Raw genomic sequence first — 24,662 nt, 5'->3', positions numbered from 1 at the left:
TTATGATCCATTAAAGTTATTCATGACCTCCGGATAAGCTTTCGACAGCCACAGCTCACACGCTTCTGCGCTTTGCTTGACCGCTTCAGCCACTTCCGGGATTTCGTTGTCCGAAAAACGAGACAAGACGTAATCCGGAACTTTCATCCCTGCCGGTGGACGGCTAATGCCGATGCGGATACGGTTAAACTGCTGCGTCCCTAAGTGCTGAATCAGCGACTTGATGCCGTTATGCCCTCCCGCGCTGCCTTTTTGGCGCAAACGGAGCTGGCCGGTCGGCAAATCCAAATCGTCGTAGATGACAACAATATCTTCAATGTCGATATCGTAATAATCCATCAACGCTCCGACACTTTCTCCGGACAAGTTCATGTAAGTGAGCGGCTTTAACAGCATGACTTTGCCTTCAGGCCGGTGAATGATCGAGTACATCCCTTTAAACTTTGTCTGCGTCAAAGGTGCATTCCATTTGGAAGCCAGGTAATCAATCACTTTAAACCCGATATTGTGCCGCGTCTGTTCGTATGTTTTGCCGGGGTTCCCCAAGCCAATAATCAGTTTCATAAGAATCTTCCTTTTCTTTTTCACTGCTAATTATTTTATCATATTACGCTGCAAAACAGAAAAATAGGGACTGTCGGTAGACAGCCCCTTTATTTTCTTTATTTATTCTTCTTTTTGATCGTTCGCTGGTTCGCCGCCGATTACTTCCGGTTGAGCTTCGTCACCTGTAGGCGTTTCAAGCTCATCCAGCTCATCCTGCGAACGTGGAGCCGTTACAGAAACAAGGATAAAGTCGTCTTCATCCAGGATTTCATAAGAAACCGTTCCGCGGATATCGCCGACTGTTGCTGTGTCGCCGATTGCAAGATTGGCTACGTCGACTTCAAGTGCATCCGGAATATCAGCTGGCTTCACTTTAATCGTTACTTCGCGGTTAGGCTGGTTGACTACGCCGCCTTCTTTTTCCCCAGGGGATTCGCCGATCAAATGTACAGCTACAGCTACTTCAAGCTCATCTGACATATTGACTGCTAAAAAGTCCACATGTTCAAAGCTGCCTTTTAAAGCGTCACGCTGGAAATCGCTCAGTACCACGTTTAAGGTTTTGCCATCCAGTTCCAGGTTAATAACCCCGTTGCGTCCAGATTCGCGCAATGTTTTAATCAAGTCAATTTCAGAAACTGCTACAGGCGTAGTTTCTGTCTGGTAGCCGTAAACGACGCCAGGCACAATTCCCTGTCCGCGCAGTTCCGTTAGTTTAGAGTGGGGTGTACCGGTTTCTCTTTTTTGTACCGAAATTTTTGATGTCATATATACTCATCCTCCAGTTTAGTTGTCCATAACAGCTATTTACCCTACTGCAGGAAAACCAAACCTAAAGAACCAATAAGCATGTATTCAGATCAATCAAACAATGTGCTGACAGATTTTTGTTCATGAACGCGAACGATGGTTTCAGCCATTAACTTAGCTACAGAAAGCTGTTTGATTTTCGGAGATTTCTTTTCTTCCGGCAAGGCAATGGAGTTGGTGACAATCAGTTCTTTAATAACCGAGTCGTTGATCCGTCCTACTGCTGGGCCAGACAGTACCGGGTGCGTACAGCAAGCGTATACTTCTTTTGCTCCGCTCTTAACTAATGCACTTGCCGCAATGGAGATGGTGCCGGCTGTGTCGATGATATCATCGATGATGATAGCCGTTTTGCCGTCTACATTCCCGACGATGTTCATGACTTCCGCTACGTTCGGACGCGGGCGGCGCTTGTCAATGATGGCAATCGGCGCTTTCAGGCGATCCGCCATCTTGCGGGCACGTGTCACTCCGCCATGGTCCGGAGAAACGATAATGACGTTGTCCAAATCGATGCCGCTGTCGTTCAAGAAATAATCTGAAAGAAGAGGTACAGCCACTAAGTGGTCAATCAGGATATCAAAGAATCCTTGGATTTGAGGCGCATGCAAGTCCAGTGCAATCACACGGGTTGCTCCTGCTGTTTCCAGAAGGTTGGCCACCAATTTCGCCGTGATCGGTTCGCGTGAACGCGCTTTACGGTCTTGGCGGGCATAGCCGTAATAAGGCATTACAACGTTTACAGTACGGGCAGAGGCACGTTTTACTGCATCAATCATGATCAGCAGTTCCATTAAATTTTCATTGACCGGCTCAGAAGTCGATTGCACGATGAAAACATCACAGCCACGGATACTTTCTTCAATATTAATCTGGATTTCCCCATCACTGAAGTGGGTAACTGAACTTTTTCCAAGCGGCAGACCGACGTGTTCGGCAATTTCCTCCGCTAACTTCTGGTTCGAATTCAATGCGAAAATTTTCATCTTAGTGGTTGCTGCATCAATTTGATAACTCATTTCGTGTGTAGCCTCCTATTATTTTCTTGAGTTTAATTTGGTAACATAGCCTTCTTTGTTTTCTTGCCGTGCACGGGCGATCGCTAATGCATCGCTTGGCACGTTTTTAGAGATGGTGGATCCTGCGGCTACATACGAGCCTTTGCCGATGGTGACTGGAGCAATCAAGTTTGAATTGCAGCCGATAAACGAGTCATCTTCAATTGTTGTAAGGAATTTGTTCTTGCCGTCGTAATTGACGGTAATTGTTCCACAGCCAATGTTGACGTTGCTTCCGACGCTGGCATCTCCGATATAGCTTAAGTGCGAAACTTTGCTGCCATTTCCAAGCTCTGATTTTTTCACTTCGACAAAATTGCCGATTTTCACTTCATCCCCCAATTGGGTCTGCGGACGAAGATGTGCATAAGGGCCGACTGCCGTGTCGTTTCCAACCGTGCTGTCGTATACATGCGATGAACGGATAACCGTACGGTCTCCGATGACGCTGTTTTCAATGTGGCTGTTTGACGAAATCAAGCAGTCTTCACCGATTTGAGTATTGCCTTCAATGATGACATTCGGCTGAATAACGGTATCTGCCCCGATTACTGCCTCAGCACTGATGTAAGCTGTTGCCGGATCGATGATCGTGACGCCTGCACGCATGTGCTTTTCGGCAATGCGGACGCGCATAAAGCTTTCAGCTTGGCTTAATGCTACCCGGTCGTTGACGCCAAGTGTTTCATCAAAGCTATCTGTTGCATATGCAGCCACGACTTCGCCTTGTTTTTGAAGGATTTCAATTACATCCGGCAAGTAATATTCGCCTTGCGCGTTGTTGTTGGATACCAATTTCAGCGCTTCAAACAACGCTTCATTATCAAAGCAATATGTGCCTGTGTTGATTTCTTTTACTTTTTGCTCTTCGCTAGATGCATCTTTCTGCTCCACAATCTTGGAGACGCTTTCGGATTCATCGCGCAAAATCCGGCCATAACCAGCCGGATTGTCTGCAATTGCGGTCAAAATTGTCGCTTTTGCACCTGTTTCCGCATGATGGTCAAGCAAAGATTGCATTGTTTCTGTACGGATCAAAGGTGTATCTCCGCATACCACCAAAGTCGTGCCGGGAAGCCCTTCGATTAAAGAAGCAGCTTGCTGTACGGCATGAGCTGTTCCCAGCTGTTCTTCCTGCAAAGCATACTCGCTTTTCGAACCCAGTTGTTCTTTTACTTTTTCAGCGCCATGGCCGACAATCGTGACAATTTTTTCGACGCCGAGCTGTGCCACGTTATTGGTGACGTGCTCTACCATTGGCATGCCGCAAACCGGGTGAAGCACTTTGTAAAGTTTCGACTTCATCCGCGTGCCTTGGCCAGCGGCTAATACTACTGCATATGTATTCGTCATGTAGTCAGGTCCTCCAATCAAGTGATTTGTTATCTATTTTATTCATATAGTGGATATTTTAGCTTTTCCTTATTGACTATATCGGAATAACCTTGATTTTTCAAGGTTTCAGAGCATGACAATACCATGACATTATCAGAAAGAAGCCAAAAAAAAGAGCCCTATCTGCAATAGAAGGCTCCTGAGATGGCGCATTTAAACACCGGCTTCTTCAAAGACCGGGTCATTTTCGCTCTGGTGGTATGCGGCTAAAATCGCTTCTTGAAGCTTGTTGCGCGTCCCGGAATTGATCGGATGGGCAATATCTCTGAATTCCCCGTCCGGTGTCCGCTTGCTTGGCATCGCGACAAACAATCCTTCGTTGCCGTCAATCACCCGAATATCATGCACAACAAACTCGTTGTCTAGTGTGATGGAAGCGATTGCCCGCATCCGGCCGTCTGTTTGAACACGCCGAAGCCTTACGTCGGTTACTTCCATTGTGTCACCACCTTTCCTCTTGGATGCATTTTGTGTTGCTAATATATGTAATTCGATACAAGGGACTAATCTCCTTCAAAAATTACAGTATTTATTAGAAAATTTCATTAATAATTTCAGACAAATAAAAACCACCCCGGAGGATGGTTTGGTTTACTCAGTAATTTTTGCAATAACTTCAATTTCCACTTTTGCGTCTTTCGGCAAGCGCGCCACTTCAACTGTCGAGCGAGCCGGCTTATGGTCACCGAAATAAGAAGCGTACACTTCGTTAAGCGCCGCAAAATCATTCATGTCTTTGATAAAGACCGTGGTTTTGATGACGTTTTCCAAAGAAGAACCGGCTTCTGCCAGGATGGCTTTCAAGTTGGCAAACACCTGGTGCGCCTGCTCAACGATTGAGCCTTCGACCATTTCTCCTGAAGGCGTTAACGGAATCTGGCCTGAACTGTAAAACATTTCCCCGGCAATAACTCCTTGTGAATAAGGCCCAATGGCCGCAGCTGCTTTGTCTGTCGCTACAAATTTCATCTTAAATTCCTCCATTCGTAAAATAGTTTCCTTCTTCCAATGCAATGGTCCGCTCTTTTTCGCTGACTTCGTGCAGTTTGACAAGCGACAAGTATTTTTCAACGAGGCGCTCATCGGAATGCTCAGCTTCAACCAGTACGGCTACTCCCGCAAGCGTACAGTCGAATTCTTCCAACAAGTTTTTCATGCCGTTCATCGTTCCGCCGACTTTCATGAAGTCGTCGGTAATGAGTACCCGCTGGCCGCTCTTCATGCTGCGTTTTGACAATACCATCGTCTGGATGCGCCGGGAAGAACCCGACACATAATTGATGCTGACAGTGGAGCCTTCTGTTACTTTGCTGTCTCTTCGAACAATAACGACCGGCACGTTCAAATGGCGGGCTATGGCATGGGCAATCGGAATCCCTTTTGTCGCCACCGTCATGATGACATCGATTTTTTCATCCGCAAAAGCGGAAGCAAAAACTTTGCCTACCCGGTTCATCATATTGGGGTTGCCAAGGACATCGGTCATATACAAATAGCCTCCTGGCAAAAGCCGATCGGAATGGCTAAGCTCCTCCATCAGTTCCGCCATAATGGCTTTGATTTCCTCTTTATGGAGCTTTGGCACATATTTCACACCGCCGGCCGCTCCAGGCACTGTCATCAACAGTCCAATCCCTTTTTCTTCAAACGTCTCTTTTACAATTCCTAAATCTTCACTAATTGATGATTTGGCGGATTCATAGAGATCTGAGAAATATGTAAGAGGAATTAACTTATGTGGATGGTCCAAAAGATAATGCGTCATATCAACTAACCGTTCACTGCGCTTCCACTTCATAATACACGCTCCTAAATACGAATGATTTATAGAAAATTTACCATAAATGTACGTATTTAAGCAAGTGGCTCCCGTTCACCAATCAAGCGGACAGCGTAAACTTCGGCACAAAAACCTCTAAGGCCGTTGTAGATGCGCGGGATTCGGGCTTCCTGTTGTACAAGCCCAAATACGGTCGGGCCGCTTCCGCTCATCAATACGGCATCTGCCCCGAATTTCTTCATCTGTTCTTTAATCTGGGCAACTTCCGGATACAAATTCAACGTAACGCTTTCCAAGGCATTGCCTAAGTTGGCGCACATCGCATTGTAATCGCCGGCGGAAAGCGCTTGGATCATTTCCTGGGTATTCGGGTGCTCGGCTTTTTTGGCGTCGAATGCCCCGTATACTTCCGCAGTAGAAACCCCAATGGTCGGTTTTGCTAAAATCACCCAGCAGTTGGGCGGTGCAGGAAGCTCTTGAATAATTTCTCCTCGCCCTTTAGCCAAAGCCGTTCCGCCGTAGACACAAAAAGATACGTCCGAACCGATCTTCGCTCCGAGCTCCGCAAGTTCATCAAGCGACAAATTTAATTGCCATAATTGGTTCAGGCCTTTTAAAGTCGCAGCTGCATCGCTGCTTCCTCCTGCCAGTCCAGCAGCAACTGGAATTTGTTTGTCCAGCGAAATGATGACCCCGGATTTGATATTAAACGTATCTTTCAACAACTGGGCGGCCTGGTAAGCCAAGTTGCGGGAATCATTTGGAACAAAGCGGTCTGCGGATTCGATATAGATTCCGCTTTCCGTTGCTTTTAACCCGATCCGATCAGCCAAATCGACTGTCGTCATGATCATTTCGATCTCATGATAGTTATCGGGGCGCTTATGTAAAACATCTAACGTTAAATTGATCTTGGCAGGCGCCTTCACGTAGAGCATCCCACTGCCTCCTTTATATTCTGATGAAGATTATTTTAACACATGAAGTGCGCTTGGGGAAAAATGGAGAAAATAAACAAAAAAACTCACAGCCGTTGAAGCAACGGGCTGTGAGTTTCAAAAACAATATGAATACCGTTCATTATTTAACAACAAGTTCTTCTTCTGTTCCTTCATAGACAACAATTTCCACTGCTTCTGTCAGGATGTCTGCGTAGCTGTAAGACACGCGTTCAAATGAATGCTCATCTTGATCAAGTTCAATTACGAACACCGAGTGATACGTTTCTCGCAAGATTCCGGCGCGTTCGACCGTTTTCTTACGTCCTCCATTTGCCTTTAAAATCAACCGTTTACCAATATGTAGGTCCAACGATTTTTTAATATCCGCCAAAGTTTTGGGCATCTTGTCTACACCTCACTATAGACAAAGTCTACCAGAAACTGACCGTCCAGTCAAGTAAATTTCTAATTTTATCAGCGTAGTGCATAAGATGTCAATATTTTTTTATCCGAAATACCTGGCGGATTCAAAAAGATGTGCCATAACTGTAACAAAATGAAAGGTTTTAGGAGAAATATGGATATAACTTATCCGCCAACAAGCCAAATTCCTTAATGGACAAGGTTTCTCCACGGCGCGATGGGTCAATTTCCGCTTCTTCCAACGCCTTTAAAATCAATTCCTTTTTCTCTTTGCCGTTCGGCATAGCCGTTTGCAAATTATTCAAGATCGTTTTCCGGCGCTGAACAAATGATCCCCGGGTTACTTGGAAAAAGAAATCTTCATTGATGACTTTTACCTGGGGTTCCGGGCGCTTGATCATGCGGATAACTGCAGAATCGACATTGGGCTGCGGCATAAAGACTGTCTTCGGCACCGTCAACGCCATTTCCGCTTCTGTGTAGTACTGGATTGCGATAGACAACGAACCATAAGCCTTGGTGCCTGGCTGTGCCGTGATGCGCTCTGCTACCTCTTTTTGAAGCATGACCACGAGCCCGCGGATCGGCAGCTTTTCAAGAAGCAGCTTCATAATGATTGGCGTGGTCACGTAATACGGCAAGTTTGCCACGACCACAATATCTTCGTAGCCAGCCAGTTCTTGTTTGATGGCTTTCTCAACATCAGCTTTTAAAATATCCGAATGGATAATGGAAATATTGTCGTATGGCGACAAGGTATCTGCGAGCACCGGCAGAAGGCGCTGGTCGATTTCAAAGGCCAGCACTTTGCCCGCTTCTCTTGCTAAATGCTCGGTTAAAGCACCGATTCCTGGTCCGATTTCGATGGCTGCAGACTGTTTGGTCAAGTTCGCTTTGCCGACAATTTTCCGCAAAATATTCGGGTCGATCAGGAAATTCTGGCCAAGGCTTTTCTTGACGGTCAAGCCGTGTTTTGCCATAATTTCCTGCGTGCGTATAGGTGTTGCAATATCTTTCATCATTAAAGTTCCTCCTGGTTTAGCGCTTGCACAGCTTCAATAAATTGTTTTTTCGTAATGCCGAACATGTGAAGCCTTTTCTGAAGCTGTTTGCCGTTTGTGTAGCCGATTTGAAGCATAGCCCCTAAACGGGTTCTGCGCATTTTCGCTTGAGGATGGGCGACGAGTGCTGCGTCAATCAAATCCTCCATCGTAATTTCAACGGCTTGCTCTGCCTGTCTGGGCGTATATACAGCAGCTAAAGCTGCTCGAATGTCTTCATCTTTCGCATGTTCAATGCCGAGGCCTTTGCCATTTTTGGCAAGCGTTTTTTCTTTCGCTAAAAAGGCGTGTTTCACCCCTGGCACATGTTCTTCAATAATAGCACGGATTCGCCGTCCAGGATAATCCGGATCGGTAAAAACAATGACGCCGCGCTTCTCCTGTGCATGGGCAATCCGCTCTAGCGTTTCTTTTGAGATGGCAGAACCGTTTGTCTCCAGTGTATCTGCTCCTACTGCCCGTTTGACTGCCACAGTATCATCTTTTCCTTCTACTATAATAATCTCTTTGATATTCATTGTTGTTCCTCTTTTCCCGCGATTCTTGTTTTATTTTATACACAGCCGGGTAAAATAGTAAAAGGCTTTCCCGGGAATTCCCAAGAAAGCCTTGACCATCTGCCATGTATTAATTTAAGACGGTTACTTTCACTTGCTTGCGCCCAAATGCGATCGCATCTGAGTGGTTGGCAACGAACAAATCAATTTTGTTTCCTTTGATTGCACCGCCTGTATCTCCCGCCACTGCATAGCCATATCCTTCCACATACACTTTCGAACCAAGGGGAATGACATTCGGGTCAACCGCAATGACTTTAAGGCCAGGGTTGGCTTTCAAGTTGATGCCTGTTGCTGTAATGCCTGAGCATCCTGCACAGCTAGCTGTATAAGCCGTTGCTGATACATAGAACTCTTTGCCGCCTGATGGTGCTGCAGCTGTTGTAGATGCTGCAGAAGCTTTTCTTGAAGGCTCTGCTTTTTTCGCAGGTTCTGCTGCTTTAGCAGGTGCTTCTTTTTTGGCAGCTGCTACCTGGACTGGAGCTGCTGTTTCTTTTTTCGCTGTTGCTTTGGCAGTTGTGCCGCGTGATGCGCTGGCAACCATTACTTTAGTGCCTACCGCTTTTACTTGCTTCGTCGGGGCTTTCACCGTTTTTTCGCTCTTAAGAGCGCGTTTTACTTCTTTGCCGTTTTCTTTTACTACTTCGTAGGTTTTAGCTACAACGCCATTTTGGCCTTTTTGGACAAGTTTTTCCTGTCCTTTCAATAAACCGGAATCTTTCTTCGTTTCTACTGCAAATTTCACAGAATCCTCCACTACATCGGTGACCTTTTCTACACGAACCACTTGGACTTTGGAATTCGGAACCACTTTTTCATCCATTCCGTTTTCAACCCGATCAAGTTCGCCTAGCGTAATTTTGTTCTGCTTTAAAAAGTCAGCGACCGTAGTCGAAGTGGACCATACCTTTTTCTCTTTCAAGCCGTCGACAAGTGTTACCTCATAGGCTTTTTCAACAGAAATCGCTGTATCCTCATCTACTTCTTCTTCTAATGCAGGCGTAATTTTATCATGTTCTGTCACTTCAACATTCGCTTTTGCTAAAATTTCCTTCACGGTATTCTCCGTTGTCCAAGCCGCCGTTTCTTTGCCGTCAACTGATACCGTGTATTGTTCTGCCTCATCCCATTCAAGTGCTACGTCTTCTTTAATGGCCGCATCTGCAGAATGGCTCAAGTAATCGTCTTTCCCTACTTGAATCTCCTGTTCTTCTAAAAATGCTCCAATTGTGTCGGCATGGGTTTTGACTTCCGTTGTTTCGCCGTTTGCTGTCATTTTTACCGTGTTTTTTGTGCCTTCATAAATGGCAAACGTCAAAACAGCCGCAAACATTAAAACAGTGGCAATCGCCACCACTAAAGATTTCCCACTATATAAACTTGATTTCTTGTTATTATTTTCTAGATTCTTCGTCAAAAATAACTCCTCCTCATTCACCTGAGTGATTATATAGACTCGATTTTACTGTGTCAAACAAAATGAGCTTGTTTTCTTTTAATGATTATTGGCTGAGCTTGAAAAACTGCTCTGCGTTCCGTGTCGTGATGCGGCCGACTTCTTCTACCGAAATGCCTTTTAAACGGGCAATTTCTTCCGCGACAAGTGGGACATAAGATGGTTCATTGCGTTTTCCCCGGTAAGGATGCGGTGCAAGATACGGTGCATCCGTTTCTATCATCAAGTGATCCAAGGAAATTTCTGTTGCTACCTCTTTTGGCTTTTTGGCATTTTTAAACGTAACCGGTCCGCCAAGTGAAATCATAAAGTTCATGGCGATGCTTTCGCGCGCTGTTTCAACGCTGCCGCCAAAGCAGTGCATGACGCCTCCTACTTCATGGGCATTTTCTTCTTTCAAAATACGCAGCACGTCTTCCGTGGCTTCGCGGTTGTGGATGATGATCGGCAACTGGACTTTTTTCGCGAGCCGGATTTGCTTGCGGAACACTTCCTGCTGGATTTCTTTCGGTGATTTATCCCAGTAGTAATCCAATCCGGTTTCGCCGATGCCGACTACTTTGTCGTGGGCAGCCAATTCTTCGATCCATTTTAAATCTTCTTCTGTGCAATCATTGGCATCAACCGGATGCCATCCGACTACGGCATATATAAACTCATGTTTCTCGGCAAGCTCCATTGCACGTTCAATCGTTTTGCGATCAAACCCAATGACAATCATTTTTGTAACATTGTTTTCTAAAGCTCTGTCGATTACTTCATTTAAATCTTCGTCGTACTGGTCTGCATTTAAATGGACATGGGTATCAATGAACATAACGCTCTCTCCTCACATTAAACCTTATTTTAATCGTTTCCTTCGTTTCTTTCTTCACACCAATATTACATTTAGATAACAAAACATGTTATTTAGATAACAAATTAATTGATAATGGCCTATTTCCCCTAATAAAATCCAAAATAAAAAGGACTGTCGAGTAGACAGCCCCTTCCAAATTGCTTTAAACAACTTATATTTTATTTAATCTGTGCTCCGTTCGGCAATTTTTCATCCACTGCAGCGAGTGTCAAATACCCGTTTTTCTCACCGGCTAAAATCATCCCTTGAGACAATTCTCCACGTAATTTCACAGGTTTCAAATTGGCTACAACGACGACTTTTTTGCCGACCAGTTCTTGCGGGTTGTAATGTTCCGCAATGCCGGAGACCACTTGGCGCTGTTCATAGCCGAGGTCGAGCTGCAATTTCAGCAGTTTTGACGTTTTCGGCACCGGTTCGCTGGCCGTTACAGTCGCTACCCGCAAATCCACTTTCATGAATTCATCAATACTGATTTCCGGTACGTCCGGCACTTCTTCAATAATCTCTTCCATCACTTCTTCCGCTTCTACCGGCGCACCTCCGCGCATCTGATCACGAATATAAGCCACTTCCGGCTCTACTTCAAGGCGCGGGAAGATTGGAGTGCCTTTTGAAACAACTTTCGTGCCTTCTGGAATGTGACCAAAGCTTTGAAGCGTCTCCCAAGCTAACGCCTCTTCATCCAGGCCAAGCTGTTCGATGATTTGTTTCGGTGCATTCGGCAAGAACGGCTGCAGCATAACCGCTGTCATGCGCAAGGATTCTGCCAAATGAGCCATCGCAGTAGCCAATTGGCCTTTCAGCGTTTCGTCTTTTGCCAATACCCACGGCTTTGTTTCGTCGATGTATTTATTCGTGCGGGAAATAAGCGCCCACACCTCACTCAATACGATGCTGAACTGCATTTTTTCCATGTGCTGTTCATATACTTCGACCGTCTGCTTCGCCACTTCTTGCAGAGCTGCATCGAATTCTGTAGCTTCTCCGTGAAGCTGCGGGATTTCGCCGCCGAAATACTTGTTGATCATCGAAACGGTCCGGTTCAACAAGTTCCCTAAGTCATTCGCAAGGTCAAAGTTTGTACGCTCCACGAATGACTCCGGTGAAAAGACCCCGTCTGAGCCGAACGGCAGTTCACGCAGTAAGAAATAACGCGTTGCATCCAGGCCATAGCGTTCCACAAGCATTTCCGGGTACACCACATTGCCTTTCGATTTCGACATTTTGCCGTCTTTCATCATGATGAAACCGTGGGCAAAGATTTTCTTCGGCAACGGCAAATCAAGCGCCATCAGGAAAATCGGCCAATAAATCGTATGGAAACGGACGATGTCCTTGCCGACTACATGGACATCTGCCGGCCAGTATTTGTTGAAGAGCGAGTCATCATCGGAACCGTAGCCAAGCGACGTAATGTAGTTGGACAAAGCATCCACCCATACGTAAATCACATGCTTCGGATCTCCAGGAACCGGAATTCCCCAGTCAAATGACGTCCGGGATACCGACAGGTCTTCCAGGCCCGGTTTGATGAAGTTGTTGATCATTTCGTTTTTGCGGGATTCCGGTTCAATGAATTCGACATTGTTTTCGTAATAATCCAGCAAGCGGTCCGCGTATTTTTTCATGTTGAAGAAATACGATTCCTCTTTTACTTTATGGACCGGGCGGCCACAGTCCGGACAATTGCCGTCCACCAGCTGCGCTTCTGTATAAAATGATTCGCATGGCGTACAGTACCAGCCTTCGTATTCGCCTTTGTAAATATCACCGTTGTCCAAAAATGTTTGGAAAATCTTTTCAACGCCTTTTTTGTGACGCTCTTCTGTTGTGCGGATAAAGTCATCATACGTGATGTCCATGACCGACCAAACTTGTTTAGCGGAGGCTGCCATGTCGTCGACATATGCCTGTGGCGCAAGGCCAGCTTCCTGAGCTTTTTCTTCAATTTTTTGGCCGTGTTCGTCCATTCCTGTCAGGAACCGGACATCAAAACCGCGCAAGCGCTTGTAACGGGCCATGGCATCCGAAGCGACCGTCGTGTAAGCAGTCCCAATATGGAATTTTCCGCTTGGATAATAAATCGGGGTTGTCAGATAAAAAGTGTTGTTGTTAGCAGTCACGAAAAATTCCTCCAGTTTGTTTGTATAGTTCTTATTTTAACGAAGTCCTCAATATTGTACAATCTTTCGATTCTGAGGCTTTTTTCGACAATGGCGAAGAAGTTTGAACATTATGAAATATTACCGTTTCATTTCATAATGCATTAGAAGGACAAAATTGTGACAAAACCTCTCCAATTGGTCATTTTATTATTAATTAATAAGAAATTTTATTATAAAGCCGATAGTTTTTTATTGACCAAATTGCCAGTACTTGGTATGATTTATGACAGGAAGTGGTAAATGTCGAATTTTGACGAAAAACATCCGACAAATTTGAAGGGAGATTAATATTATGAAATCGACAGGAATTGTACGTAAAGTTGACGAATTAGGCCGTGTGGTGATTCCAATTGAATTGCGCCGTACTTTAGGAATTGCAGAGAAAGATGCATTGGAAATTTACGTTGATGACGATAAAATTATCTTGAAAAAGTATTTGCCAAATATGACTTGTGCCGTAACAGGTGAAGTATCGGACGACAACATGCAGCTGGTTGGCGGCAAGTTGATCCTAAGCCCTGAAGGCGCAGAAATGCTGGTAAAAGAAATTCAAAATAACTTGAAAAAGTAAGTCAAGCCAATAAAAACCGGAGCGCTATTGCGTTCCGGTTTTTTGCATTGTACTTTTTAAACATGATAGGCTTGATAAACTTCACGCTTTGGCAAATTCCGCTCATGCGACACTTGTTTAATGGCCTCTTTGGACGTCAACTGCTTTTTCTCCATTAGCTCTGTGACATGGTCGGCAATAGACAAATGCTCCCACCATTGCTCGATTTCTGCGACATCCGGCGAAGCATTCCCTTCCAGGACAAGGCAAAATTCTCCTCGTATAGTATTGGCTTCTGCCCATTCGACGGCTTCTTCCACAGTTCCCCGCAAAAATTCTTCAAATTTCTTTGTAACTTCCCGCGCCAAGGTGATTTTCCGGTCATCGCCAAAGGCTTTTTGGATGCTTTTTAAACTGTCTTTTAACCGGTGAGGCGCTTCGTAGAAAATCAGCGTCTCTTCTTTTTGGCTCAAGGTTTCCAATTCTGCTTGGCGGTCTTTCTTGTGGCGCGACAAAAATCCATAAAACAGAAACGGCTGCGGTGCGATGCCGGAGGCGATCAAGGCACTGAGTGCGGCATTTGCTCCCGGAACCGGGACGACCGGATAATCTTCCTCCACCACCCGCCGCACGATATCCTCGCCGGGATCGGAAATGCAGGGCATGCCGGCGTCGCTTACTAACGCTACGGACTTGCCTTCGTTCAAGTAAGAAAGAATTTTAAAACCTCCGCTGTCCTGGTTATGCTCATGGTAGCTGACCAGTTTGGTTTGGATATCAAAATAATTGCACAGGTTTTTTGTGTTGCGGGTGTCTTCTGCGGCTATGACATCCACTTCTTTTAAGACGCGGATTGCCCGTACGGTCATGTCTTCCAAGTTGCCGATCGGCGTCGCTACTAAGTACAGAGTTGCTTTGTTTTCCATGAAGCTTTTTTGGGATTTCATTTGCCATCTTCCTTTCCTTCAGCAATGTAGTGCATTTTTTGTGGTTTTGATAATTGCTTGAAGGCATATTCCGCTTTCATCGCAGCGGATTTCGTCTCGAAACTTTCGTGGTGAATCATTTCGACCGGACCTTTGGCTCGTGTGTATTTCGCCCCTTTTCCTGCGTTATGGGCTTCCAGCCGTTTTTGCAGATCGTTGGTGTATCCTGCATAGTAGGACCCATCGGCACATTCAAGGACATAAAAATAATGGTTATTCGTTTCCATAAAGCAGTTCTCTCACTTCTTCTGTATATTCCCCGTTTTCTCCGTATACAATCAGCGGCGGCAGAATTTTCAAGTCCGGCTTGCCATCTTTGATTCCTTCGATCAATAACGTATTCGCTTCTTTTCCCGCTTTCGGATACACCAAGCGGACCCGTTTCGGCTCCAGCCGGTTGGCACGCATGGCGGTGATGATGTCAATCAGGCGTCCGGAACGGTGCACAAAAGCGGCTTTGCCTCCCTGTTTCAACAATTTGCTGGCTGCCTGGACCGATTCGTCCAATGTTAAATGGAGTTCATGGCGGGCAATGGCCATATGTTCACTGAGGTTTTTGTCGCTCAATTCATGCGCAGGGAAATAAGGGGGATTGCATGTCACCACATCATATTTTTCAATTCCAAGGCGTGCAGGAATTTCCTTCACGTCCCCTTCAATAATCTGAATTTGTTCTTCAAGCCCATTGTATTCGACGCTTCTTTGGGCCATGTGAACAAGCCGTTCCTGAAGTTCCACTCCGATGATGGCAGCTTCTGTCCGTGCGCTTAAAAACAACGGGATAGCTCCGTTGCCTGTGCACAAATCGACAATTTTTCCCCGCTTTAACGGCATGTAAGCAAAACGCGCCAACAAGACGGCATCGAGGGAAAAGGAAAATACCGATGGGCTTTGTATGATGCGCAAGTCTTCCGCCAGCAAATAATCGAGTCTTTCGTCGTCCAACAACATTTTTTCACCTCCGATACACAGGAAAAGGCTGCCGCCACACGGAGTGTCGGAAGCCTTTTCTGTTTGTTTTTGCTCTAGCACCCAGGTCTCAGGCGCTTCCGCTTTTCTTTATGTCCAGCTGCAGCGCCTAGCTCCTCGGGTCTTAAAGCAGCCCGCCTGTGCGGCAAAGAGCGCCGCTTCGGCAGTCTGCCTTAAGCTGTTCGGAGCTGCCCAGGCGCTTCCGCTTTTCTTTAGTTTTGTTTGTTTAAGAAGGATAAACAAAACAGGCAGTCGTCGCCTTTTCTTGAGCTGCCGAAATGTACATGGCACACATGATAGCCTTCGTGGTACAAACGCGCCAAGTTATCGTAGCCTTCTCCGATATCCATAGCTGCTTTTTTCAATTTTATCGGATCCACCGCAGCTGTTTCCGGAACCGCTTGATGGAGTTCATCCAAACGCGCACGCAAATGATGGTTCTCCAATTGCAGCGCATGATGTTCTTCCATCGTATGGGCAACTACGGCTTTCAATTCCCGAAACTGTTCTTGGATGGATTCGAGCTGCTGCTCAAAATCCATAACCGTGTCCAAAAAGTTTTTCTCTTTCACTTAAAACCACCTCACGCTCTCGTTCCTTGGCCCATTATCTCACTTAATGAGTATTCTAATGTCTGTTCCTGCTCAGTTAAGCGAATTTTTAACACACGTTCCAATATATTCATGCCTACGACACGGCCATCGCCATCAGGCGTAGAAACCCGGGTGCCAACGTCCGGCATTTCTTTTTTCGCCGTTTCGTATTCATCGTTCTCGTATTTCAGGCAGCACATCAAGCGTCCACATAACCCGGAGATTTTCGAAGGATTTAGCGATAAATTCTGGTCTTTCGCCATTTTGATCGACACCGGCTCAAAATCACCTAAAAACGTCGAACAGCACAACATCCGTCCGCAAGGGCCGATGCCTCCCAGCATTTTTGCTTCATCCCGTACGCCGATTTGGCGCAATTCGATGCGCGTCCGGAAAATAGAAGCTAAATCTTTCACCAGGTTGCGGAAGTCGACACGCCCTTCTGCGGTGAAATAAAAGATGACTTTATTGCGGTCAAATGTGTATTCCACGTCCACCAGCTTCATTTCCAGCCGGTGCTCTTCAATTTTTTGCGTTCCCATCTCAAAAGCACGTCCGGCTTCCAAGCGGTTTTCCTCTACTTGCTGGCGGTCCCGTTCACTTGCAACACGGACCACTTGTTTTAAGGGAAGCACAACATCGTGCTCCTCCACTGTTTTAACCGGCACGACAACTTTGCCGTATTCAATCCCTCTTGCCGTTTCTACGATGACGTAATCGTCTTTTTGGATCGCAAACTCGCCAGGGTCGAAATAATATATTTTACCCGCTTTCTTAAAGCGGACACCAATTACATTGTACACTTGCTTATCCCTCCTGCAGGTTCAGCATTAACTGCTCCATCAGCAGCGTTCGGTTCATATTGCGCGGCAATTGCTGTTTGGCCTGCAAAACAGCCTGCAATTGCTTGGAAAGCACGGGATATGAACGCTGAAGCGCCATCTGTTTCCATAGTTCATCCATATCTGGATAAGTTCGAGCAGTTTCAAGACCCGCTTTTACCGAAGCGATGTCCCGATATGCAAATAATAACATGTCGAGCCCTCTTTCGGTATCTTCTTTTTCTTTAAATACCGGAAGCCAGTCCGATTGCAGCAACAAAAGAGCTTCATGGACATTGCTGTTTACAGCTTCCACTAATTTTAACACAACTTTGCGCTGTTGAATGAAAGCTTCATCCGCAGCCAGCTCTTTTGCCTCGTCCAAGTTTTGCGTCAGCATGCTGACCGTCGCGGCGAGTGATGCCGTCATGCCGCCGCCGATTAGCCGTTCCATCATTTTCGGCCGTGACAGCGGCTGAAATGACACCAGCTGGCAGCGCGAACGAATCGTTGTCATGATGGCATTCAAGCGCTCCGTCAGCAAAATCGCCGTGACGTTCATTTCCGGTTCTTCTAAAAACTTCAGCAATGCATTGGCAGAGGCGTTGTTCATACGGTCTGCATCTTGAATCACATATATTTTACGGCCTGTACTAAAACCCGTTTTATTCATATTGAAAATCAATTCACGTATTTGATCGATTTTGATGTTTTGGCCATCCGGCTCAATGAATACGATGCTCGGATGGTTTCCTGAATTGTAAAGCTGGCAGCTTCGGCATGTTTCACATGGAACATTTTCTGCCGGATTTTCACAAAGCAGCAATTTTACAAAAAAGTGCGTCACTTCCGTTACGCCTGACCCTGCCGGCCCTTCAAACAAATAAGCGTGGGCCAATCGATCTTTTGCATATGCGCCTTGGAGCCTTTTCATGACGACCGGCTGCATTTCCTGGAATTCTTCGATGGTCTTTTGCACACTTTCACCTTCATTCAGCCTTTGTAAAAAATCCCGTGTTCCAGACGGAGCACGGGATTCCTCTATTATTTATCCCTATATAACGGAGACGAACTGTCCATAAACGTTCATTTGGATCAACTGCCAACCGGCGAGGAATGAAAAATCCCCACCGGTTGAAGTTTCTCTTTATTGCTTCACGCATCAAGCGTTTTTAGGAACACTTAAAAATGATGGAATTGCTCAATTGGCAAGACAAAGATTGTCGCGCCGCCTACTTCCACTTCAACTGGATATGGAATATATGAATCTGCATTTCCGCCCATCGGCGAAACAGGTGCAACCATTTGTTCACGCGAACGGCAGTTGTCCCGGATTAAATCCATTAGATTCGGCACAAGGCCATCTTCAACCCCAATCAAAAAAGTGGTATTCCCTGAGCGCAAGAACCCTCCAGTACTGGCAAGTTTAGTAGCCCGGAAATCATTTTTGGTTAACGCATTGGACAAACGATTACTGTCTTGATCTTGCACGACTGCAACAACGAGTTTCATCAGCACTCACTCCTTTTTCGTATTCCTTCTATATAAGTATACCATGAAGAAAGGTGGGCGCCGCATATCTTTCCTGGGGCCGTCCCTTCCAATGCCCAATCGAATCCGGTCCGCCGCTGTCAGCGATTCCCCGATTTTTCGTCTGTTCCGACAAATTCCATGACACGATAGAGGGCATCCGCCAATACCTGATCCAAGCTGTTTCCAGCGTCTATGACCTTGATCCGCTCCGGATCCTGCTGAACAAGCAGCTGATAGCCTTCGCGCACCGCTTCATGGAATTTCAACGATTCCACATCCAGCCGGTTCACTTCACGGCCGGTGTCTTTTTCGATGCGGGCAAGCCCGACGGCCGGCTCTACATCAAAATAAAGCGTTAAATCCGGCATATATTCATCGATGGCAAATTTATTGATAGCGTAAATCTCTTCTATGCCAAGGCCTCTTGCGTGACCCTGATATGCCAAACTGCTGTCTATGTACCGATCGCATAGTACGACTTTTCCCGCTTCCATAGCCGGAATGATGCGTTCCACTAAATGCTGCCTTCTGGCGGCTGCATACAATAAAGCTTCTGTCCGTGGATCCATTTGGACATTCTCCCGGTCGAGAATCACTTTCCGGATTTGTTCCGCGATTTCGATGCCGCCCGGTTCCCTTGTGCAAACCACTGTATGTCCCTGTTGTTCCAGCGCAGAAGCCAAACGTGTTAAAATGCTCGATTTCCCTGCACCTTCTCCGCCTTCCAGCGTAATTAAATAACCCATTCGTTTCACCCGTTTTCTTGATGTTGTTATTCTTCCACTATACAGGAAGCTGAGCATTTACAGGCAAATAAAGCCTGATCAAAAAGCTTCAATCAGGCTCATTCCTCGTCTTCTGCCACTTGATACGCTTCATTGTATAATTGCAGCTGGCTGTTGATTTCCTTGTCGCCGTCTTTTCTTTTCACGTAATGGTAGTGTCCGGATGCATCTTGTTCACGCGCTTTGACATTGTCCTTTAAAGCCATTTCCAGCACATGCTTCACTTGTTTTTTAATCCGGCGGCTGTGAACCGGAAAGAGAATTTCAATCCGATTTTCCATATTCCGCGTCATCATATCGGCTGAAGACAAAAACGTCTTTTCTTCCCCGTTATGGTAGAAATAATAGACCCGGCTGTGTTCGAGCAACCTCCCGACAATGCTCCGGACCCGTATGTGTTCGCTGATTCCTTTGATGCCGGGACGCAAGCAGCAAATGCCTCTTACAATCAAATCTACGCGCACCCCTTCGATCGAAGCTTCGTACAACTTCTTAATGATCGCTTTGTCCGTAAGCGAGTTCATCTTTGCAATGATGCGGCCATTATTGGATTTTTGGTGGTGCTTGATTTCCGCTTCAATCATCTCCAAAAAATCTTTGCGGATACTGAAAGGCGCCACGGACAAATGATGGAATGCCGGTTTTTCCGTATAGCCGCTCAAATAATTGAAGAAGTTCGTCGCATCCACACCGAATTCCCGGTCGGAAGTGAAAAGGCTCATATCGGTGTAGATTTTTGCAGTTTGATCATTGTAGTTGCCGGTCCCCAAATGTACGAAACGGGCAATATGTCCGTTTTTCTTGCGTACAACGAGCGTAATTTTGCTGTGGGTTTTCAAATGCGTAATGCCATAAATGACGTGGCACCCAGCCTGCTCCAATTCTTTTGCCCACTGCACATTATTTTCTTCGTCAAATCGGGCTTTCAATTCCACCAGCACAGTGACTTGTTTCCCGTTTTCAGCTGCTCTTTTCAAAGCTTTGATAATGGGCGAATCACCGCTCACCCGGTACAGCGTCTGTTTGATTGCCAGAACATCCGGGTCGTCAGCAGCTTTTGACATAAACTCCACGACAGGTCCGAACGATTCATAAGGATGGTGCAAAAAGATATCCTGTTCAGCCACTTGGTCAAAAATATCTTCACCGGAAGCCAAGTCGCGGGGCGGCTGGGAAATTCTTTTTTCATAGACGAGCTTTTTATGGGTTTTCTCCATTTTTTTATAGAAGTTGAAAAACAAGGTCAAATCGATTGGACCTTCCACTTCATAAACGTCTTTTTTATTGATTTCAAGCGCTTCGGTTAAATACGTAAGCATATTAGGGTCAATACCTTCTTTTTGCACTTCCAGGCGCACTGCGGCCCCCCATTTGCGCTTCCTCAGCTCTTCTTCAATTTCTTTCAGCAAGTCGCGGGCGCCTTCTTCATGAATGGTCATATCGGCATTGCGCGTAATTCGGAAAATAGATGCCGACACCACTTTAAACCCTTGGAACAATTTGCCGATAAAGCGCCGGATAACGTCTTCCAGCAAAACAAAACGTTCTTTGCCCGCCTTATCATCCAAGTAAACAAAGCGGTCCAGTACGGCCGGCATTTGGACAATCGCTGTTTTGAACGGAGAAGCCGCTTCTTTATCCCGGTCCTCCAGCAAAACGGCCAAGTTAATGCTGCGGTTCAGCAGCATCGGAAATGGCCTATAGGCATCAATCGCCAGTGGCGTCAGCACCGGGAAAATCAGTTCATCGAAATACGCTTCAATTTCCTTGAGCTCCCGTTCGGTCAACTCATCCATTTTATGGATCCGGACGCCGTGCTGCTTCATTTGCGGAAGCAGCACATCGCGCAAAGTTTTGTACTGCAAATCCACCAACTCATGCGTTTTATTGCCGATTTCCTTCAACTGCTGCCGCGGTGTCATTCCCGCCTTGTTCTCTGGCCGGGCAAACCCCACTTTGACTTGGTCCTGGAGGCCTGCCACCCGCACCATAAAAAATTCATCCAAGTTCGAACTGAAAATCGACAAAAACTTAAAGCGCTCCAGCAAAGGATTGCGCTCATCCAAAGATTCCCTTAATACTCTTTCGTTAAATGCCAGCCAGCTGAGTTCTCTATTGTTGTAATAAGAAGGGTTATCCAGGTTAACGGCGGTTTTCTTTACGTTCGGCACATGTTCCACCACCTTTTCATGTCAGATTCTTGCCTTCTCATTCTTTTAGGAAAAATGAAAGACAATTAATTCTTCATAAATTGAAATTGAATGGACTTCTTCAGCTGTTTTTCCAGATGCTTCTTTTGTTTTTCCGCTTGGTATTGCTCCGGTTTCCAATCACTGTCGCACAAAATTTTAAACACCAGTTCCTGATTGGCCAATGCTTCGATTTGAATATCCTTGATAATGTCCCGCTTGGTTGCATTCAAACTGTAGGCCAGTTTTACAATAGCGCCAAACAAACTGTATTTGGCCAGTTCGTCTTTTGTAAACCAATCCTCATACATCGCTGCATTGCGTTTAAACACTTCCCGGTTTTTAAAGGAGGCAATCAGCGCCACCGTCATCCGGTCTTTATGGAGCAAGCCGTCAATGGTGCGGTTTGCCAATAAATAAAACGTATGCTGATGGCTCGCTTCTGCATCGATGTAAGAGCCCAGGTTGTATAAGGCGCTCCCCAGGCGGATATATTTCGCATCATTCGGCTCTAAAGAAAAGACCCCGCATTTCTCCAGTTCCCTGAAAATCATCGTAGCATTCGCAGTGACATGGGTGGCATGGGTCAGATTGATGTCAAAATCGCTGGCCAGCTCATAGAAACTTTCTTCCAGCACATTCGGAAAAATGGAAAGCTCGAAATCTTTGATCATCTCTTCATAAAATACGCCGTCACGCAAGCCTTTTCTGCTTAAGGCAAATGTATCCGTATCGATATAATCCATCAAGTGGACAAACACCTCGATGGCTGGAATGATAATATCCGCCCGGTCCTTGGTCAGTCCTTCCACTCGCTGAATTTCTGAGAAGTCCATGTCTAACAGCAGGCTATGGACGCTTTTCACATTGCTTTCGGACATCATGTACTGATGGATGCCGGCTACCGGATAGCCGATGTGTTCCTGATGGATTTGAGCCAGGTTCCGCGCACTTCCCCCAATGCCGATCAAAGGCAGTTTCTTGTTCTTCAGCCAAGGCAAAATGCTGAACTGCTCTTTCAGAAACTTCCGAAGGGCCTTTAGCTCCTGTGCAGTCGGCACATCATTTTTGACGAATTGCTGTTTTAACGACAAGGCCCCGAACGGAAAACTATAGAAATAAATCAACTTTCGGTTCTGGAAATACGTGATTTCCGTACTGCCTCCCCCAATATCCACTGTGATCCCGCTTTCAAATGGCGTGGAGTTGACGACCGCCAAAAAACCATAGTTCGCTTCTTCGAATTCGGATAAAATCCGCATCGAAAAGTCGGTTTCCTTTTCCACCCGCTCCAAAATCTCTTCCTGGTTATTGGCTTGCCGGATAGCAGCTGTCGCCACACATCTGACTTCATTGAGGTTATGGTGCCTCGTCACTTCCTGAAAGCCTTGAAGAGTATGTATTAAAACATCCATTCCTTCCGGCTCCAGCTTTCCACTTTCCGATAAATAATTGCGCAAGCGCGCGACCGCTTTGACGTTTTCGCTTTCTGTCAGCCTGCCGCTTTTATCACGCGAGTAAATCACGAGCCTCATTGTATTCGATCCAATATCCACAATGGCGTACTTTTCCTGGTCCATCATATTCTCCACATCCCGCCCTGTAAAATTTCGTATACTTTTACCATACCCAATTCTCAGCATTTATTGCCTTTTTATCTCAGGCAGTACACAGATTAATTTTTCTTCCAGTCGGTGTTCTCCTTGAATCTGCGCTCCGGTTGCCAAATAATCGGCGAGTCCTTCAAGCTTTTCAAGGGTCCATTTTTCCCCTGGAACAATCAACGGAATGCCTGGCGGGTAAGGGACGACCATGCCGGCAGAAATTCGCCCAACCGCCGCTGTATAAGAAATCCATTCACGGGTCTCCGTGTCCATTTGCGCGAAGGAAATGTCAGGGACACTGATGGTCTGCTGAATCGGCATCTTTACCGCAAGCGCATCTCCCGGATACTGATCCAGTGCCCTTACCGCTTCCTTCACGCGTTTTCGCACTTCCGCAAAAGGATAGGCATGAATTTGTTTTAGCAAAGGCAAAATCAGCAGCACCTGATAAGGATCAGCCAATTCCGCATGGATTCCGGCTTTCTCCAGTTGCTCCTTCAGTTGGAAGCCATTATAGCCTTCCACCCGGAGCATCAGCTTCAGGGGGTCGTCCGATTCAAAGACTTCCAGTCTCGGAATGCTTTTCAGCCCTCTGATAAATTGTTTCCGCTTGTCTTTAAAATACCGAGTATCCGGCTGTGAATAGGTTTCGACAAAGGCGCGTGCATCATCAAGCGAAGCCATAATAAGGTAAGACGGGCTGCTCGACTGCAGCATCCGCAAATATTTCTTGATTTTTTCTCTGTTTACCAAATCGCCTTGGATATGTAAAAAAGACCCCATCGTCATGGCCGGCAAAGTCTTATGGGCGGACTGGACGACAACATCTGCGCCGTATGCCAGTGCTGAAGCAGGGTACGGATCGCCGATTTGAAAATGGGCGCCGTGTGCTTCATCGACCAATACAGCCATCCCCTGCGACTGGCAAAACGTTATGATTTCCTTTAATCCGGCCGTCGCCATGCCGTAGTAATTCGGGTAGGTCAAAATAACGGCAGCCGCTTCCGGATGAGCTGTGACTGCTGCTGTGATATCGGCAAATGCCACTCCGGCGGCTGTCATTGATTCCTCATCCCACTCCGGCGCCACATACACGGGGCGTGCTTTTGCCAGCTCCAACGCATGGAAAATAGACTTATGCGCATTGCGCTGGACAATGACCGTATCCCCTTCTTGGCAAGCCGCATAGACCATCGCCAAATTGCCGACTGTCGAACCGTTTACCAAAAAGAAACTTTGGTCCGCGCCGTAAGCTTCCGCCAGCAACTGCTGTGCCTCCTGAATAGCCTCTTCCGGATAATGAAGATCGTCAAGGCCTGTCACTTCAGTCAAATCATATGGCAGCGCTGAACGCACCTCAGGCGGCAACGCCGATAGCTCGCCGTTTTTATGTCCCGGTACATGAAATGAAATCGGCTGCTGTTGTTGAAATGCAGTTAATGCGTCAATTAAAGGTCTGCGGTGCGTCATAAATCTCCATCCTTACCTAATTTGAATTACGTTCATTATAACGGAATGTCCCGCCTTTAGCAGTTTGGCAGGCGCAGAGCACTCAGTAGAAATTAAAAAAAGAAAACA

The 24,662-nt window shown here is 46.2% G+C and carries 26 protein-coding genes; 1 reads left to right on the top strand and 25 read right to left on the bottom strand.

All coding sequences use genetic code 11. The annotated features are described in order from the left end of the window. The 14 genes from pth to metG form a co-directional block, all read right to left on the bottom strand. Positions 1-564, bottom strand: coding sequence for an aminoacyl-tRNA hydrolase (gene pth, locus QWY22_RS00275; protein ID WP_300982461.1), 564 nt, complete (start codon positions 562-564; stop codon positions 1-3). A 102-nt stretch (positions 565-666) separates the two neighbouring features. Further along, complete coding sequence (locus QWY22_RS00270; protein WP_300982460.1) at positions 667-1,314, bottom strand: 50S ribosomal protein L25/general stress protein Ctc; 648 nt, start codon at positions 1,312-1,314, stop codon at positions 667-669. 92 nt (positions 1,315-1,406) lie between these two features. Next, positions 1,407-2,375: a ribose-phosphate diphosphokinase gene (locus QWY22_RS00265; RefSeq protein WP_300982459.1), complete on the bottom strand. Its 969-nt coding sequence runs from the start codon at positions 2,373-2,375 to the stop codon at positions 1,407-1,409. 18 nt (positions 2,376-2,393) lie between these two features. Continuing rightward, positions 2,394-3,767, bottom strand: a complete 1,374-nt coding sequence (gene glmU / locus QWY22_RS00260; RefSeq protein WP_300982458.1) for a bifunctional UDP-N-acetylglucosamine diphosphorylase/glucosamine-1-phosphate N-acetyltransferase GlmU — start codon at positions 3,765-3,767, stop codon at positions 2,394-2,396. 195 nt (positions 3,768-3,962) lie between these two features. Beyond that, positions 3,963-4,247 (bottom strand): septation regulator SpoVG, encoded by a 285-nt coding sequence (gene spoVG, locus QWY22_RS00255; protein ID WP_036802131.1) that lies wholly within the window; start codon positions 4,245-4,247, stop codon positions 3,963-3,965. A 153-nt stretch (positions 4,248-4,400) separates the two neighbouring features. Then, positions 4,401-4,778, bottom strand: coding sequence for a RidA family protein (locus QWY22_RS00250; protein ID WP_036802129.1), 378 nt, complete (start codon positions 4,776-4,778; stop codon positions 4,401-4,403). Position 4,779: 1 nt separating this feature from the next. Continuing rightward, the gene (purR, locus tag QWY22_RS00245) at positions 4,780-5,607 is read right to left on the bottom strand and encodes a pur operon repressor (RefSeq protein ID WP_036802127.1); all 828 of its coding nucleotides are present in this window, start codon (positions 5,605-5,607) and stop codon (positions 4,780-4,782) included. Between the two features lie 56 nt (positions 5,608-5,663). Beyond that, the gene (gene ispE / locus QWY22_RS00240; protein ID WP_300982457.1) at positions 5,664-6,527 is read right to left on the bottom strand and encodes a 4-(cytidine 5'-diphospho)-2-C-methyl-D-erythritol kinase; all 864 of its coding nucleotides are present in this window, start codon (positions 6,525-6,527) and stop codon (positions 5,664-5,666) included. A 142-nt stretch (positions 6,528-6,669) separates the two neighbouring features. Beyond that, entirely contained in the window at positions 6,670-6,933 is a 264-nt protein-coding gene (gene veg / locus QWY22_RS00235) for a biofilm formation stimulator Veg (protein WP_036802123.1), read from the bottom strand. Positions 6,934-7,096: 163 nt separating this feature from the next. Beyond that, the gene (gene rsmA, locus QWY22_RS00230) at positions 7,097-7,975 is read right to left on the bottom strand and encodes a 16S rRNA (adenine(1518)-N(6)/adenine(1519)-N(6))-dimethyltransferase RsmA (protein ID WP_300982456.1); all 879 of its coding nucleotides are present in this window, start codon (positions 7,973-7,975) and stop codon (positions 7,097-7,099) included. Continuing rightward, positions 7,975-8,532: a ribonuclease M5 gene (gene rnmV, locus QWY22_RS00225; RefSeq protein ID WP_300982455.1), complete on the bottom strand. Its 558-nt coding sequence runs from the start codon at positions 8,530-8,532 to the stop codon at positions 7,975-7,977. The genes rsmA and rnmV overlap by 1 nt, the downstream gene beginning before the upstream one ends. 109 nt (positions 8,533-8,641) lie before the next feature. Then, a complete protein-coding gene (locus QWY22_RS00220) occupies positions 8,642-9,988 on the bottom strand; it encodes a G5 and 3D domain-containing protein (RefSeq protein ID WP_300982454.1) in 1,347 nt (448 codons plus the stop codon). Positions 9,989-10,073: 85 nt separating this feature from the next. Beyond that, complete coding sequence (locus tag QWY22_RS00215) at positions 10,074-10,844, bottom strand: TatD family hydrolase (RefSeq protein WP_300982453.1); 771 nt, start codon at positions 10,842-10,844, stop codon at positions 10,074-10,076. 200 nt (positions 10,845-11,044) lie between these two features. Continuing rightward, the gene (metG, locus tag QWY22_RS00210) at positions 11,045-13,012 is read right to left on the bottom strand and encodes a methionine--tRNA ligase (protein WP_300982452.1); all 1,968 of its coding nucleotides are present in this window, start codon (positions 13,010-13,012) and stop codon (positions 11,045-11,047) included. 334 nt (positions 13,013-13,346) lie between these two features. On the opposite strand from metG, the gene abrB reads away from it, so the two are divergent. Then, a complete protein-coding gene (gene abrB / locus QWY22_RS00205) occupies positions 13,347-13,625 on the top strand; it encodes a transition state genes transcriptional regulator AbrB (RefSeq protein ID WP_036802110.1) in 279 nt (92 codons plus the stop codon). A 56-nt stretch (positions 13,626-13,681) separates the two neighbouring features. On the opposite strand, the gene rsmI is transcribed toward abrB, so the two are convergent. The 11 genes from rsmI to QWY22_RS00150 all read right to left on the bottom strand — a co-directional run bounded on the left by rsmI (position 13,682) and on the right by QWY22_RS00150 (position 24,554). Next, positions 13,682-14,551 (bottom strand): 16S rRNA (cytidine(1402)-2'-O)-methyltransferase, encoded by an 870-nt coding sequence (rsmI, locus tag QWY22_RS00200; RefSeq protein ID WP_300982451.1) that lies wholly within the window; start codon positions 14,549-14,551, stop codon positions 13,682-13,684. Continuing rightward, entirely contained in the window at positions 14,548-14,817 is a 270-nt protein-coding gene (locus tag QWY22_RS00195) for a GIY-YIG nuclease family protein (protein WP_300982450.1), read from the bottom strand. Before QWY22_RS00195 ends, rsmI begins: the two co-directional genes overlap by 4 nt. Then, positions 14,804-15,541, bottom strand: coding sequence for a tRNA1(Val) (adenine(37)-N6)-methyltransferase (locus QWY22_RS00190; protein WP_300982449.1), 738 nt, complete (start codon positions 15,539-15,541; stop codon positions 14,804-14,806). The genes QWY22_RS00195 and QWY22_RS00190 overlap by 14 nt, the downstream gene beginning before the upstream one ends. Positions 15,542-15,771: 230 nt before the next feature. Beyond that, positions 15,772-16,131, bottom strand: a complete 360-nt coding sequence (yabA, locus tag QWY22_RS00185) for a DNA replication initiation control protein YabA (RefSeq protein ID WP_036802102.1) — start codon at positions 16,129-16,131, stop codon at positions 15,772-15,774. 11 nt (positions 16,132-16,142) lie between these two features. After that, positions 16,143-16,955 carry a PSP1 domain-containing protein gene (locus tag QWY22_RS00180; protein ID WP_036802100.1) on the bottom strand — a complete coding sequence of 271 codons (813 nt, stop codon included), beginning with the start codon at positions 16,953-16,955 and terminating at the stop codon, positions 16,143-16,145. Positions 16,956-16,959: 4 nt separating this feature from the next. Further along, on the bottom strand, positions 16,960-17,952 hold the full coding sequence (gene holB, locus QWY22_RS00175) for a DNA polymerase III subunit delta' (protein ID WP_300982448.1): 993 nt from the start codon (positions 17,950-17,952) through the stop codon (positions 16,960-16,962). A gap of 203 nt (positions 17,953-18,155) precedes the next feature. After that, positions 18,156-18,485, bottom strand: coding sequence for a cyclic di-AMP receptor DarA (gene darA, locus QWY22_RS00170; RefSeq protein WP_036802096.1), 330 nt, complete (start codon positions 18,483-18,485; stop codon positions 18,156-18,158). A gap of 119 nt (positions 18,486-18,604) precedes the next feature. Then, positions 18,605-19,252 carry a dTMP kinase gene (tmk, locus tag QWY22_RS00165; RefSeq protein WP_300982447.1) on the bottom strand — a complete coding sequence of 216 codons (648 nt, stop codon included), beginning with the start codon at positions 19,250-19,252 and terminating at the stop codon, positions 18,605-18,607. Between the two features lie 98 nt (positions 19,253-19,350). Beyond that, on the bottom strand, positions 19,351-21,462 hold the full coding sequence (locus QWY22_RS00160) for an RNA degradosome polyphosphate kinase (protein WP_300982446.1): 2,112 nt from the start codon (positions 21,460-21,462) through the stop codon (positions 19,351-19,353). A gap of 65 nt (positions 21,463-21,527) precedes the next feature. Beyond that, a complete protein-coding gene (gene ppx / locus QWY22_RS00155) occupies positions 21,528-23,060 on the bottom strand; it encodes an exopolyphosphatase (protein WP_300984297.1) in 1,533 nt (510 codons plus the stop codon). A gap of 63 nt (positions 23,061-23,123) precedes the next feature. Beyond that, positions 23,124-24,554: an aminotransferase class I/II-fold pyridoxal phosphate-dependent enzyme gene (locus QWY22_RS00150; RefSeq protein WP_300982445.1), complete on the bottom strand. Its 1,431-nt coding sequence runs from the start codon at positions 24,552-24,554 to the stop codon at positions 23,124-23,126. Positions 24,555-24,662 lie beyond the last annotated feature (108 nt).

This window comes from Planococcus liqunii, from assembly GCF_030413595.1.
Taxonomy (GTDB): Bacteria; Bacillota; Bacilli; order Bacillales_A; family Planococcaceae; genus Planococcus; species Planococcus liqunii.
Note: the sequence above shows the minus strand (reverse complement) of the source record. Positions and strands in the feature narration are given on the sequence as shown.

What these genes read in the sequence shown, in the direction of transcription:
- QWY22_RS00195 (WP_300982450.1), bottom strand. Translation starts at nt 14,817, where the DNA reads ATGGAAACGAATAACCATTATTTTTATGTCCTTGAATGTGCCGATGGG.
- veg (WP_036802123.1), bottom strand. Translation starts at nt 6,933, where the DNA reads ATGCCCAAAACTTTGGCGGATATTAAAAAATCGTTGGACCTACATATT.
- pth (WP_300982461.1), bottom strand. Translation starts at nt 564, where the DNA reads ATGAAACTGATTATTGGCTTGGGGAACCCCGGCAAAACATACGAACAG.
- QWY22_RS00150 (WP_300982445.1), bottom strand. Translation starts at nt 24,554, where the DNA reads ATGACGCACCGCAGACCTTTAATTGACGCATTAACTGCATTTCAACAA.
- darA (WP_036802096.1), bottom strand. Translation starts at nt 18,485, where the DNA reads ATGAAACTCGTTGTTGCAGTCGTGCAAGATCAAGACAGTAATCGTTTG.
- QWY22_RS00270 (WP_300982460.1), bottom strand. Translation starts at nt 1,314, where the DNA reads ATGACATCAAAAATTTCGGTACAAAAAAGAGAAACCGGTACACCCCAC.
- QWY22_RS00215 (WP_300982453.1), bottom strand. Translation starts at nt 10,844, where the DNA reads ATGTTCATTGATACCCATGTCCATTTAAATGCAGACCAGTACGACGAA.
- glmU (WP_300982458.1), bottom strand. Translation starts at nt 3,767, where the DNA reads ATGACGAATACATATGCAGTAGTATTAGCCGCTGGCCAAGGCACGCGG.
- QWY22_RS00250 (WP_036802129.1), bottom strand. Translation starts at nt 4,778, where the DNA reads ATGAAATTTGTAGCGACAGACAAAGCAGCTGCGGCCATTGGGCCTTAT.
- purR (WP_036802127.1), bottom strand. Translation starts at nt 5,607, where the DNA reads ATGAAGTGGAAGCGCAGTGAACGGTTAGTTGATATGACGCATTATCTT.
- abrB (WP_036802110.1), top strand. Translation starts at nt 13,347, where the DNA reads ATGAAATCGACAGGAATTGTACGTAAAGTTGACGAATTAGGCCGTGTG.
- rnmV (WP_300982455.1), bottom strand. Translation starts at nt 8,532, where the DNA reads ATGAATATCAAAGAGATTATTATAGTAGAAGGAAAAGATGATACTGTG.
- QWY22_RS00190 (WP_300982449.1), bottom strand. Translation starts at nt 15,541, where the DNA reads ATGTTGTTGGACGACGAAAGACTCGATTATTTGCTGGCGGAAGACTTG.
- ppx (WP_300984297.1), bottom strand. Translation starts at nt 23,060, where the DNA reads ATGGACCAGGAAAAGTACGCCATTGTGGATATTGGATCGAATACAATG.
- spoVG (WP_036802131.1), bottom strand. Translation starts at nt 4,247, where the DNA reads ATGGAAGTAACCGACGTAAGGCTTCGGCGTGTTCAAACAGACGGCCGG.
- tmk (WP_300982447.1), bottom strand. Translation starts at nt 19,252, where the DNA reads ATGGGTTATTTAATTACGCTGGAAGGCGGAGAAGGTGCAGGGAAATCG.
- rsmA (WP_300982456.1), bottom strand. Translation starts at nt 7,975, where the DNA reads ATGATGAAAGATATTGCAACACCTATACGCACGCAGGAAATTATGGCA.
- QWY22_RS00265 (WP_300982459.1), bottom strand. Translation starts at nt 2,375, where the DNA reads ATGAGTTATCAAATTGATGCAGCAACCACTAAGATGAAAATTTTCGCA.
- rsmI (WP_300982451.1), bottom strand. Translation starts at nt 14,551, where the DNA reads ATGAAATCCCAAAAAAGCTTCATGGAAAACAAAGCAACTCTGTACTTA.
- ispE (WP_300982457.1), bottom strand. Translation starts at nt 6,527, where the DNA reads ATGCTCTACGTGAAGGCGCCTGCCAAGATCAATTTAACGTTAGATGTT.